The sequence below is a fragment of the Corallococcus sp. M7 genome (assembly GCF_054512695.1).
The window spans coordinates 6,737,395-6,749,948 of sequence record NZ_CM137252.1 but is presented as its reverse complement, the minus strand read 5'-3'; the positions used below and the strand labels follow the sequence as shown (position 1 = coordinate 6,749,948).

Annotated in this window: 6 protein-coding genes and 1 pseudogene; 2 read left to right on the top strand and 5 right to left on the bottom strand. The window is 69.9% G+C overall.

All coding sequences use genetic code 11. The annotated features are described in order from the left end of the window. Positions 1–164: 164 nt before the first annotated feature. Positions 165–3,107, top strand: coding sequence for a choice-of-anchor D domain-containing protein (locus ACX114_RS27100; RefSeq protein ID WP_459289159.1), 2,943 nt, complete (start codon positions 165–167; stop codon positions 3,105–3,107). Positions 3,108–3,192: 85 nt separating this feature from the next. Next, positions 3,193–4,116 carry a metallophosphoesterase family protein gene (locus ACX114_RS27095; protein WP_459289157.1) on the top strand — a complete coding sequence of 308 codons (924 nt, stop codon included), beginning with the start codon at positions 3,193–3,195 and terminating at the stop codon, positions 4,114–4,116. On the opposite strand, the gene ACX114_RS27090 is transcribed toward ACX114_RS27095, so the two are convergent. The 5 genes and pseudogenes from ACX114_RS27090 to ACX114_RS27070 form a co-directional block, all read right to left on the bottom strand. Beyond that, a complete protein-coding gene (locus ACX114_RS27090) occupies positions 4,106–5,269 on the bottom strand; it encodes a hybrid sensor histidine kinase/response regulator (RefSeq protein WP_459289155.1) in 1,164 nt (387 codons plus the stop codon). The genes ACX114_RS27095 and ACX114_RS27090 overlap by 11 nt on opposite strands. Next, a complete protein-coding gene (locus tag ACX114_RS27085; RefSeq protein ID WP_459289153.1) occupies positions 5,253–5,867 on the bottom strand; it encodes a chemotaxis protein CheB in 615 nt (204 codons plus the stop codon). The genes ACX114_RS27090 and ACX114_RS27085 overlap by 17 nt, the downstream gene beginning before the upstream one ends. Before the next feature lie 15 nt (positions 5,868–5,882). Then, positions 5,883–6,710 (bottom strand): CheR family methyltransferase, encoded by an 828-nt coding sequence (locus ACX114_RS27080; protein WP_459289151.1) that lies wholly within the window; start codon positions 6,708–6,710, stop codon positions 5,883–5,885. Between the two features lie 8 nt (positions 6,711–6,718). Further along, the gene (locus ACX114_RS27075) at positions 6,719–10,141 is read right to left on the bottom strand and encodes a response regulator (RefSeq protein ID WP_459289149.1); all 3,423 of its coding nucleotides are present in this window, start codon (positions 10,139–10,141) and stop codon (positions 6,719–6,721) included. 973 nt (positions 10,142–11,114) lie between these two features. Continuing rightward, positions 11,115–12,284, bottom strand: a pseudogene (locus ACX114_RS27070) (IS3 family transposase). Between the last annotated feature and the right edge of the window lie 270 nt (positions 12,285–12,554).

Sequence of the window (12,554 nt, the reverse complement as noted above, 5' to 3'; positions counted from 1 at the left end):
ATGCCGTTCCTCAGCGTGGGCGCCCGTTTGCCATGTTGGCGGCGTGACGGCGCCTCGTTGGGACGTCCAGGCACCAGGGTTGCACCTTTCTACGCCGACCGGATCCACGCGCAGTGCTGTGTGGGGGGACACCGGTGCCGTGCGTAGGAAATGGGGGACTCTGTATGCGTGGACTCCGATGGCTGGTGTTGGCGGTGGTGGTGGCGGCGGCGACGGCGTGTGAGCGACCCACTTCACAGCAGGCACGCACAGGCTTCGCGGCGAGGCCGGAGCTCCTGGAGTTCGGCCCCGCCGCCGTGGGGCGCACCAAGACGATGACGCTGCGGCTGGCGAACCAGGGACGCGCGTCGTACCGCGTGGAGGGCGCGCGCTCGTCGCTGCCCAACGTGAGCGTCCCAGCGTTCGAGCCCTTCACGCTGACGGCCGGCGCGGAGCACGAGATTGAAGTGCGCTTCTCTCCCGACGTGGAGGGCGCGGTGCAGGGGCAGCTGGAGCTGTTCACGGACGCGTCTGGCGGCGCGGCGACGCAGGTGCCCGTCAGCGGGCGCGGCGTGAAGGCGCTGGTGGAGGTGCCGGAGTCCGCGCTCGACTTCGGCAACGTGAACCTGGGGCTGGTGGAGATGCGCGAGGTGACGGTGCGCAACCCCTCCGACGTGGAGAGCCCGCTGGTGCTGTCGGTGGAGGGCGCGGACAAGGACCAGTTCTCCGCGGGAGCGGGGCTGCCGTCCTCGCTGGCGCCGCATGAGACGCGCAAGGTGCCGGTGGCCTTCAGCCCCGTGCGGCTGGGCAACGCGGAGGCGGAGCTGCACGTCGCCGTGTGCGACGGCTGCGAGCCCGCGGTGGTGCGGCTCACGGGGATGGGCGTCGCCGGCGCGCTGGAGGTGACGCCGCTGCGCGTGGACTTCGGCCGGGTGGCGGTGGGCGCCACCGCCGAGGAGCGCATCACGGTGCGCAACCTGGGCTCCGAGCCGCTCAGCTACAAGGGCGCGTCGCTCCTGGAGGACCCGTCCGGCGTGTTCAAGGTGGTGAGCGCGCCCGCGCTCCCCAACGACGTGCTGGCGCCGGGCGGGGTGGTGGAGCTGCGCGTGGCCTTCTCGCCGGTGGTGGCGGGCCGGGTGCGTGACGGCCGCGTGGAGGTCGCCGTGCGCAAGCCGAAGACGACCTCTCCCGGCCCCAAGGTGACGCTGACGGGCGAGGCCGGCGCGTCGTGCGTGGAGGTCACGCCCGCGCACCTGGACTTCGGGCCGGTGGCCTTCGGCATGACGGCCACGCGCGACGTCACTGTGAACAACCACTGCCGCGAGGAGACCACCGTCACCGGGCTCCACCTCACCACGCAGGCGGGCGGCTACTTCACGCTCGCGCAGCCGCCCTCCAGCCAGCCGGTGGCGCCGGGGGGCTCGCTGAAGGTGGGCATCACCTTCAGCCCTCGCGCGGGCGTGGGCAGCGCGAGCAGTGGGCAGCTGGCCGTCACCTCCACCCAGCGCACCTCCAGCGCCACGGACGGCGTGACGCTGGCGGGCGAGGGCAAGGCCTTCAAGCCGTGCGAGTACGCGCTGCCGTCCGTGCTGGACTTCGGCCAGGTGCCGGTGGGCTCGGAGGTGGCGCTGGGGGTGACGCTGCGCAACACCGGCACGGAGGCGTGCTTCCTGGCGGGGCTCCAGCTCGCGTCGGGGTCGGACCCCGCCTTCCGCGCGACGACGGTGGCCAACAGCGTGCTGGAGCCCGGCAAGAAGGCCACGCTCCTCGTGCGCTTCCGCCCCGCCGCTGAAGGCGAGTTCCAGGGGCTCGCGGAGGGCTGGGTGAGCCACCCCACGCGCGGCCACCCGCTGGTGAACCTGGTGGGCCGGGGCGTGCAGGGGTGCTTTTCCGTGCAGCCCACCACGGTGGACTTCGGCATCAGCCGGCTGGCGTGCGGCCCGCGCACCCGCGAGTTCATGGCCTACAACGACTGTCCGGGGGACGTGAAGGTGACGGGCATGAAGCTGGAGCAGCCGGGCCAGGAGTTCGCCGTGTCCGGCGCGCTGCCCGCCACCATTCCCGCGGGCGGGCGGGTGAAGCTCACCGCGAAGTACGCGCCCGTGGTGGAGGGCGAGGACGCGGCGACGGTGCGCTTCACGCTGAAGGACGGCGCCATCTACAACGCGGGGCTCGTGGGGCGGGGCCTGGCGAAGACGGACCAGACGGACCGCTTCGTCCAGCAGTCGGAGGCGCGCGTGGACGTGCTCTTCGTCGTGGACAACTCGGGCTCCATGATGGAGGAGCAGCAGAGCCTGGGTGAGAACTTCGCGGCCTTCCTGTCCGCGGCCACCGCCGCGCAGGTGGACTACCGCATCGGCGTCACCACCACCGGCCTGGACCCGTCCCCGGGCGGCTGGTCCGAGTGCCCCGGCGGCGCGCAGGGCGGTGAGAACGGGCGCCTGTTCCCCGTGGACGGCTCCAGCCCGCGCATCATCACGCCGGAGACGCCCAACGCGGCCGGCGTCTTCGCCACCAACACGCACGTGGGCGTGTGCCACTGGAACGAGCAGGGCCTGGACGCGACGTACCGCGCGCTGTCGGATCCGCTGCTCTACGATCTGGACGACCCGCGCACGCCCCAGGCCAGCGACGGCAACGGCGGCTTCCTGCGTGAAGAGGCGAAGCTGGCCGTCATCGTCCTGTCGGACGAGGAGGACTTCAGCTCCCAGCCGGTGGCCTTCTACGAGACCTACCTCCTGGCCCTGAAGGGGAACGACCCGTCCAAGGTGAGCTTCAACGCCGTGGTGGGCCCGGAGGACCTGACGACCTGCACCACCTCCAGCAGCTCCGGCAGCCGGTACATGGAGCTGGCCCGGAAGCTCAACGGCGTGGTGGACAGCATCTGCACGCCCAACTGGGCCGCGTCGCTGGAGAAGCTGTCGGAGAGCGCCTTCGGGCCCAACCGCGCCTTCCCCCTGTCGGAGCTGCCGGAGGACCCCGGCGCCATCTCCGTCCGGGTGGACGGGCTGCCCGTGACGGACGGCTGGTCCTATGACGCGCGGGCCAACGCAGTCATCTTCGACCGGCTGCGCGCCCCGCTCCCGGGTGCCGTGGTGGAGGTCACCTATCCGCTGGGTTGCCCGTAGCCCAGGGCGGCCATTCGTCCGTCACTGGAAAGTGACCGGGGCGGATGACTCGACAGGGCGGGGCGGGAGGCCTTGAGTGAAGGACATGCCGCAGGACTCCCTCCTCGTCGCCGCGCTGGGTGACATCCATGGACGCTTCCACCGGGTGGAGGCGTGGCTGGATGCGCTGGAGCAGGCGCGCGGCCGCAAGGTGGACCTGGTGCTGGCGGTGGGGGACGTGGAGGCCTTCCGCCACGCGGACGACCACCGGCGCAAGGCCGCCAAGCGCTCCATGCCCGCCGAGTTCGCCGAGTACGCGGACGGCATCCGCCGCGTGAAGCGGCCGCTGTACTTCATTGGCGGCAACAACGAGGACTTCGAAGCCCTGCACGACCTGCCAGAGGGCGGCGAGCTGGCCCCGGACGTCCACTACCTGGGGCGCGCGGGCCTGCGCACCCTGGGCCCCCTGCGCGTGGCGTACCTGTCCGGCATCCACGCGCCGCGCTTCATCGACCAGCCGCTGAAGCGGCCCACGTCGCTGGATACGGCGAAGCAGGCGGGCTACTTCCGCACGCCGGAGGTGGAGCAGGTGGCCGCGCTGCGGGACGTGGACCTGTTGCTCGTGCACGAGTGGCCCCGGGGCATCGTGCAGAAGGCCCGCGACGAACGGCTGGCCCCCGCGCGCCCGCTGCCCTCGCCGTGGATTGGCAACCCGGTGACGCGCAAGCTCGTGGACACGGTGCACCCGAAGTGGGTGCTCTGTGGCCACTCGCACAAGCCCTTCGCCGTGGCGCTGGATTCGCACGGACGCACGCTGTCGCGCGTGGCATGCCTGGACCAGGCGGCCCGGCCGGACACCTCCGTCTTCTGGCTGGAGTTCGAGGGCCGCGAGGCCCAGCGCGCCGGCTGGGGCGTCTCCGGAGTCGCCACCTGGCAGGCGGGACAGCGCTGGGGGCTGCACACGCTGCCGCCGCTGGACGAGTCGGACGGGCCGGGCAGCGTGCCCGCGGACAACGGCGCTACAGCTTGATGATCTCCACGCCCTTGCGCGGCAGCTCCACGCGGAACTCCGTGTAGGGCCCGGTGCCGGAGAGCACCTCCACGCCGCCCTGATGCGCGTGGATGATCTGCTGGACGATGTAGAGCCCCAGGCCCAGGCCCTCGCCCCGGCCCCGGCGCTGCTGGCCGCCGCGGAACGGGTCGAAGAGGAAGGGCAGCAGGTGGGCGGGGATGACGCCCACGTTGGTGATGGTGAAGTGCAGCGCGTCGTCGCGCGTGCCGTCCACGAGGATGCGCACCGGCTCCGTGGCGTCGCCATGTTGGAGCGCGTTGCCGATGAGGTTGGAGGCCACCTGCGCCAGCCGGTCCGCGTCCCAGTCCCCCACGAGGTCGCCGTCCTGCCGCACCTCGATGCGGTGGCGCGGCCACGCCGTCTGGTGCTCCTGCACCATGCGCTGCACCAGCTGCCCGAAGTCCGTCTCTCCGCGGCGCAGCGGGATCCCGCCGGCCAGCCGTGCGCGCGCCAGGTCCAGCACGTCTTCAATCATCCGGCCCATGCGCTTGCCGGCGGCCATCATCCGCGTGGCCGTCTTCTTCACGGCCTCATCATCCGAACGGCGCTGGAGCAGGTCCGCCGCGGTGAGGATGGCGGAGAGGGGATTTCTCAGGTCGTGGCCCAGCACCGCGGTGAACATCTCGTTGAGGCGCAGGGTCTCCGCGAGCGTGTCCAGTTGCTGCGCCAGCTGCTGCTTCTGGCGGTGCATCTGGAAGAAGACCTCCGCCTTGCCGCGCAGCGCGTGGGCCTCCAGCGGCTTATAGAGGAAGTCCACCGCGCCGGCCTCGTAGCCCTTGAAGGTACGCCAGGGGTCGCCCCCGCCCGCGGTGACGAAGATGATGGGCACTTCGCGGGTGCGCTCGGAGCCGCGCATCAGCTCCGCCAGCTCGAAGCCGTCCATCTCCGGCATCTGCACGTCCACGAGCGCGAGCGCGAACTCGTGTTGCAGCAGCAACTCCAGTGCCTCCGCACCGGAGCGGGCGCAGTGCACCTCCACGTCGTCACGCCGCAGCACGGCGGAGAGCGCCAGGAGGTTCTCCTCCAGGTCATCGACGAGCAGGCACTTCACCCGGGAGGCCACGGGCAGGGGCTCCTTGCTGAGGACGGACAGGTCAGATAGCACCGCCATCTCCCCATGCCCGGAAGACGGCGGGCATCTGTTCAAGAGGCAGCACGAAATCCACCGGCCCGGCCGCGATCGCCGCCTGGGGCATCGCGGGTGAACGAGCAGTGTGGGGCGCCTGCACCAGGGTGGCGCCTCCGCGGCGTTTCACCGCCTGGAGCCCCAGCGCTCCATCCGCGTTGGCGCCCGAAAGGATGACGCCGCCCAGGCGCGGGCCATAGACGGCCGCGGCGGACTCGAAGAGCACGTCGATGGCGGGGCGGGAGAAGTGGACGGGGGCGTCCGTGGACAGCGCGAGCGATGGCCCCTTCGCGTCCCGGTCCACGAGCAGGTGGTAGTTGGGGGGCGCGAAGTAGAGGGTCCCCGGCTGGATCGGCTGCTTGTCCCCCGCCTCGTGCACCGGCAGCGAGCACCGGGCGGCGAACACCTCCGGCAGCAGGCTGGGGAGACTGCGCGGCAGGTGCAGGACGACGAGGACCGCGGGCCGGAAGTTCGTGGGCAGCGCGGGCAGCAGGTGTGTCAGGGCATCCACCCCTCCCGCGGACGCACCGATGACGATGGCGTCGACGCGGCCAGCGGGCGGAGCGGGGCGCGGAGTGGGCATGGCGGCGGGTCCTCCCTAGCGCTTCTGGTAGAGCCGGTCCTCGGGGACGACGGGGGTGAACGAGGCCTCGTGCGAGGAGAAGCGCAGCGACTCGCGCGCACCCAGGCCCAGGAACCCCTTGTGACAGAGCGACTCCGCGAACAATCCCAGCGCGCGCTCCTGCAGCTCGCGGTTGAAGTAGATGAGCACATTGCGGCACGACAGGAGCTGCACCTCCGCGAAGACGCTGTCGGTGGCCAGGCTGTGGTCCGAGAAGACGATGTGCCCCTTGAGCGACCGGTCGAACACCGCGCCGCCATACGCGGCGGTGTAGTAGTCGGACAGCGACGAGCGCGCGCCTGACAGGTGATGGTTCTGCGTGAAGGACGCGATGCGGTCCACCGCGTACACGCCGGCCTCCGCGCGCTGGAGCGCGGTGGGGTTGATGTCCGTGGCGTAGATGAGCGTGCGCTCCAGGAGCCCCTCCTCGCGCAGGAGGATGGCCAGGGACCACGCCTCTTCTCCCGTGCTGCACCCGGCGACCCACACCTTGAGCGACGGGTAGGTGCGCAGCACCGGCACCACGTGCTCGCGCAGGCTTCGGAAGTAGGACGGGTCGCGGAACAGCTCGCTCACCTGCACGGTGAGGTAGTCCAGCAGCACGGGGAACAGCGCGGGTTCGTGCAGCATCCGGTCCTGGAGCTGGGACAGGGTGGCGCAGCCGAGGTGCTCGGCGGCCTGGGCCAGCCGGCGCTTGAGGGAGGACTCCGCGTAGCCGCGGAAGTCGTAGTGGTACTTCAGGTAGAGCGCCTCGAGCAGCAGCCGCAGCTCGATGTCGAATTCCTTGGTCGCCACGTCGAGCATGCTCGGCCTCACCCCTTGGGCATCCACACGCGCAGGAGCGACAGCAGCTTCTCCACGTCGAGTGGCTTGGCGATGTAGTCGTTGGCGCCGGCCTGGAGGCACTTCTCCTGGTCGTCGCGCATGGCCTTCGCGGTGAGCGCGATGATGGGCAGCTTGCGCCAGGCATCGTGCTTGCGGATTTCGCGCGTGGCGGTGATGCCGTCCATCTCCGGCATCATGATGTCCATCAGCACCAGGTCCACCGCGAGCCGCGGCTGGGCCAGGCTCTTCGTCAACAGGGCCAGGGCCTCCTTGCCGTTGCGGGCGATCTCCACCTTCGCGCCCCGGGGCTCCAGCACGCTGGAGAGGGCGAAGATGTTCCGCACGTCGTCCTCCACCACGAGGATGCGGCGCCCCTCCAGCGTGGACTCGCGGTCGCGCGCGGCCTGGAGCATGCGCTGGTGCTCCGGCGGCAGGCGCGACTCCACCTGGTGCAGGAACAGCGTCACCTCGTCCAGGAGCCGCTCCGGGGAGCGCACGCCCTTGATGATGATGGAGCGGGAGAAGCGGCGCAGCTGCTGCTCTTCATCGCGGCTGAGCGTGTGGCCGGTGTAGACGATGACGGGCGGGAAGGAGACGGCCTCCTCGGCGGCCATGCGCTCCAGGAAGTCCTGGCCGCTCAGGTCCGGCAGGTGCAGGTCCATCACCATGCAGTCGAAGGTGTGCTCGCGCAGCCGCTGGAGCGCGTCGTGCGCGGTGGCGACGCACTCCACCTCCACGTCCTCTGTTTCGAGCAGCTTCTGGATGCTCTCGCGCTGGCGGGCGTCGTCCTCCAGCACCAGCACGCGGCGGGTGCCCGGCGCGGACTTCGTCTCCAGCGCGCGGAAGACATCCAGCAGTTGCTCGCGCTGCACGGGCTTGAGCGCGAAGCCCACCGCGCCCAGTTCCAGCGCCTCGCGCGTCCGGTCCGACGCGGACAGCACATGCACGGGGATATGGCGCGTGCGCGGGTTGCGCTTGAGCTGATCCAGCACCGTGAGGCCGGAGTGATCCGGCAGGTTCATGTCCAGGATGATGGCATGGGGAGCATGGCCGAGCGCCGCTTCCAGGCCATCCGTGGCGGTGGAGGACAGGATGCACTGGAAGCCCAGCTCGCGAGCCAGGTCGCGCAGGATGAGGGCGAAGCGGGCGTCGTCCTCCACCACCAGCAGCACGCGCGAGCCGGAGGTGAGCCGCTCGCGGTCGTCCTCTAGGCCGGAGGGAGGCGCGGGCTGGGGGCGGGGCGTGGTCACGGGAGCGACGGGGACAGGGGGAGGCGGCTCGCGAACCGCGGGCGCGGGGGGGCCCGGCCGGAAGGGGAGGGTGACGGTGAAGGTGCTGCCCTCGCCCGGCGTGCTGCGCACGGTGACGTCACCGCCCAGGAGCCGCGCCAGGTCTCGCGAGATGGACAGGCCGAGGCCGGTGCCGCCGTACTTGCGGTGGGTGCTGCCGTCGGCCTGCCGGAAGGCCTCGAAGATGAGCCCCTGGAGCTCACTCGGAATGCCGATGCCGGAGTCGCGCACGCTGAACGTCACGTGCCCCGGGCCTTCCGTGGCGACGGTGAGGGTCACCTCGCCGGCTTCCGTGAACTTGAAGGCATTGGCGAGCAGGTTCTTGAGCACCTGTCCCAGCCGCCGGGGATCCGTCTCCATCGTGGCTGGCACGTCTGGAGCGACGGTGGTGGTGAAGCGCAGGCCCTTCTGCGCGGCCACGGGATGGAAGGTGCGGTCCAGGTTCTCCACGAAGGGCTGGAGGCTCACGGACTCCAGCAGCACGTCCACCCGGCCCGCTTCGATGCGCGACAGGTCCAGGATGTCATTGATGAGGGCGAGCAGGTCGTTGCCCGCGGAGCCGATGGTCTGCGCGAACTTCACCTGTTCGGCGGTGAGGTTGCCCTCCTTGTTGTCCGCCAGCAGCTTCGCGAGGATGAGCGAGCTGTTGAGCGGTGTGCGCAGCTCGTGGCTCATGTTGGCCAGGAACTCGCTCTTGTATCGGTTGGTGCGCTCCAGCTCCGCGGCCTTCTCGGAGAGGGTGACCTGCGCCAGGGCCAGGTCGTCGCGCTGGTTCTCCAGGAGGCGCGCCTGGGACTCCAGTTGGGCGTTGGTCTGCTCCAGTTCCACCTGCTGGTTCAGCAGCCGCGCCTGGGACTCCTTGAGGACGCTGCTCTGCTCTTCAATCTCTTCATTGGAGACGCGCAGCTCCTCCTGCTGGGCCTGGAGCTCCTCGGCCTGGCGCTGCGTCTCTTCCAGCAGTTGTTCCAGGCGGGTGCGGTCGAGCGAGGCGCGCACCGCGATGCCAATGGCATCCGACACCCGCTGGAGCAGCTCCAGGTCCGAAGGGTGCACCGGGTGCAGGAAGCCCAGCTCCACGACCGCGTTGACCTGTCCGTCCACCTGGGCGGGTGCGATGAGCACCTGGCGCGGACGGCCCCGGGCGAGTCCGGAGGAGATGGGCAGATAGCCTTCGGGGACGTCGCGCAGGTGGAAGACCCTGCCGTCCTTGATGGCTTGTCCGGCCAGTCCTTCGCCAGGAGCCAGCGTGTCATGCCGGGCTTCCAGGTCCGGAGGCAGCGCGTGGCCCGCGACACGGCGGAAGTGGTGCGTCGCAGCCGCGACGTAGAGCGCTCCCACCTGTGCGTCGAGCGCGTCCGCGAGGACGCGCAGGATGTTGTCACCCAGCCGGTCCATGCGTTGTTCGCCTTGCATGCGAGTGCCAAGCGCGGTCTGCGCGGTCTGGAGCCACGACTCGATGGCGCGGGCCCGGAAGTCGCGAGCGGCGGTGTAGGCGGCGATGCACAGAAGCGCGAACAGCAGCGCGGAGCCGCTCAGGGTGACGGCGAGGGACAGGTTGGCGGACGTCTGGAACTCTCCATAGCGGCTGGTGAGCAGCGAGCGCTCCTCCAGCTCCATCTCCTCCACGGTGTCGCGGATGGTGCGCATGGCGGCGAAGCCACGGTCCTCCTTCACCACGGCGATGGCCTGCCGGCCGTCACCGCGCAGATGCAGGTCCACGGTCTCTTGCAGCTCCGTCAGCTTCTCGGTGACCGCGCCCTCCAGCCGGTCCAACCGCTGCTGCTGCACGGCGCTGTCGGCGATGAGTCCGCGAAGCTCCGCGAGCTTCTCCGGCAGCGTCTTCTTCGCGAGGGTGTAGGGGCTGAGGTAGCTCTCCGCGCCCGTCAGGAGGAAGCCGCGCTGTCCGGTCTCCGCGTCCTTAACGGTGGACAGCACCTCCTCCAGCTTCGCCACGACGGTGAGCGTATGCGTCACCATCTGGCCAGTGGCCGCGCGCGTCTTGAGGGTGCGGTAGGACAGCAGGGCGATGGCGAGCACCGCGAGCGCCGCCACGGCGAAGCCGGTGAACGTGGAGGGAGGCAGCGCAGGTCCGAAGCGCTCGACGCGCGGAGCGTCCTTCACGCAAGGCGAACTCAAGGACACTGCCCCGGGGCGCACGGAAGGCAAACAGACAGGATGGAGCGCACGGAAGGAACCCGTCCGACGAAGGTGAACGGATTGACTACCATGTCAGCAGGGCAGGTCCGGGACGCGAAGCACCGAAGTGTCGCCTTGTACGCGCCCGAAGAAGGGGCGTGACCACGGAGTCGCCAGCAGTTCATCAACCCAGGCCGCGCCCTGAAGTTCCCCGAGCGGACACGAACCCCACGGAGCGGCCATGGCCCGCGAAGTCGCGCATGCGCCAAGCCCCAGTTGGGGAACGGACACATGAGCCCGCCCGGGCCGGTTTCCGCAAAACCAGTCCGACAGTCCGACACGTTCGCGCCGCCTGGACTCCGAAGCCGCGCACCCCACGGAGCGAGGCAGGGGACGGCCACCCGTCCGCATGCGAGGGCGCCAAGGTCGTTTCGAACAGCAATGGCCACCCGGGACCCGCTCCCGCAGAACCTGTCCGACAGTCAGACCGGCTCGTATGGCACGTCGAGGAGCAGCGGTGGATGGAAACCGCTGCGCACGCGCGGATACCAAGGCCGGTTCCCGAGCAAAGCCATCCGCCAGGGCCCGGTTGCCGCAAATCTGGTCCAACAGTCCGACAAGTTAGTGGCGCAAGAGGCCCGAATCCGCGCACCCCAAAGCGGTGGACAGCAAAGGAATACATACACATACGCCAGGGAACGCTCGCGGCTCGGTTGCCTCAAAGCCTGTCTGACAGTCGGACAGCTTTCCCCGCCGCAACCCGAGGCCACCCTGGCCTGACACGTGACCGACGTCGCCAACCAGGGGCACGAGCAGATCCGCCCGCCCAGGTGTGGCCGCCTCAAAGCCTGTCCAACAGTCGAACCGGATTCGCACCGCAGTCAGCCGAGGACCCACGCTTCGAGGAACGCAGCGACGAGCGGCAACTGAGCTTGCCCGGGTTTGGTGGACAGGTGGGTCAAGCAGCCAGCGGCACCTGGGAGGCAGCCCTCTCGAACTCGGCGGGGCTGACGTAGCCGAGCGAGGAGTGCCGCCGTTTGCGGTTGTAGAACACCTCGATGAACTCGAACAAGGCGGCCTGGGCCGCCTCGCGCGTCGGGAAGTCACGAGGGTGCACCAGCTTCCGTTTTCAGCGTGGAGAAGAAGCTCTCCACCACGGCGTTGTCCCAGCAGTTGCCCTTGCGGCTCATGCTGCAGCGGAGGCCGTGGGCGGCCAGCGCTCGCTGGTAGTCCTCACTGGCGTACTGGCTGCCCCGGTCCGAGTGGTGCAGCAGTCCCTCGGGCGGGCGGCGGCCCTCAAGCGCCATGTCGAGAGCCGAGAGCACCAGGTGCCGCTCAAGGCTGCTACCCATCGCCCAGCCAATGACGCGCCGGCTGAAGAGGTCGAGCACGACGGCCAGGTACAGCCAGCCTTCGCGCGTGGGGACGTAGGTGATGGCCGCCGCCCAGACCCGGTCTGCCTTGGGCGGGTGGAAGGCTCGGGCCAGCGCATTGGGTGCCACGGGCAAGCCATGCCTGGAGTCCGTGGTGCGTACGAATCGCCGGCGCCCGCAGGCCCGCAGCCCTGCTTCGCGCATCAGCCGGGCCACCCGGTGTCGGCCCACCTCCTGGCCCTGCGCCTGGAGCTCCGCCCGCACGCGGGGGCTGCCGTAGGTGTGGCGGCTGTCCTGGTGCACCTGCCGGATTCCTTCTGTCAGCGCCGCGTTGGCCTTCTGACGGGCGGAGGCTTCCCGTCCCTCCCAGGCGTAGTAGCCCGCCCGGGACACCTGAAGCACACGGCACAAGAGCGCCACCGGGTAGCTGGCCCTCTTCGCCTGGATGAACGCGAACTTCACGTGCTCTCCTTGGCGAAGAAGGCCGCCGCATTTTTTAGGATTTCACGCTCCACCCGCAGCTGGCGCACTTCATGGCGCAACTGGGCGAGCTCTTCCTTCTCACTCGTCGTCAGCGCCCCGCCAGGCCTATGGCCCGCGTCCACCTGCGCCTGCTTCACCCAACCCTCCAGTGCGCTGCGCGTCAGGTCCAGGTCCTTGGCCACCTGCGCACGGGACTTGCCCTCCTCCAGCGCCAACTTCACCGCCCGGGCTTTGAACTCCGGCGTGAACTTCCTGCGTGCTCGTCTCTGCATCGTCGTGGACATCCTTCGGTCTCCTCTTCTCGGGTGTCCACAAAACCCGGGGAAGCTCATCCAATCAGGTTCACGAGCAGAAGCACCCCAACCCTGTTTTCTCAAAACCTGTCCGACAGTCGAACTGGTTCACACCGCAGGAAACCGAGGACGCACGCCTCGCGGAGCGCAACGTCATGGGAGTGCGGACACCAGGGTGGAGCCAAGAGGAGATGCGCTCGCCCGGGGCCGGTCGCCTCGGAACCTGTCCGACAGTTGGATTCGCACCGC

Excerpts from the sequence above, each read along its gene's own strand:
- ACX114_RS27100 (WP_459289159.1), top strand. The coding sequence starts at position 165 with ATGCGTGGACTCCGATGGCTGGTGTTGGCGGTGGTGGTGGCGGCGGCG.
- ACX114_RS27095 (WP_459289157.1), top strand. The coding sequence starts at position 3,193 with ATGCCGCAGGACTCCCTCCTCGTCGCCGCGCTGGGTGACATCCATGGA.
- ACX114_RS27090 (WP_459289155.1), bottom strand. The coding sequence starts at position 5,269 with ATGGCGGTGCTATCTGACCTGTCCGTCCTCAGCAAGGAGCCCCTGCCC.
- ACX114_RS27085 (WP_459289153.1), bottom strand. The coding sequence starts at position 5,867 with ATGCCCACTCCGCGCCCCGCTCCGCCCGCTGGCCGCGTCGACGCCATC.
- ACX114_RS27080 (WP_459289151.1), bottom strand. The coding sequence starts at position 6,710 with ATGCTCGACGTGGCGACCAAGGAATTCGACATCGAGCTGCGGCTGCTG.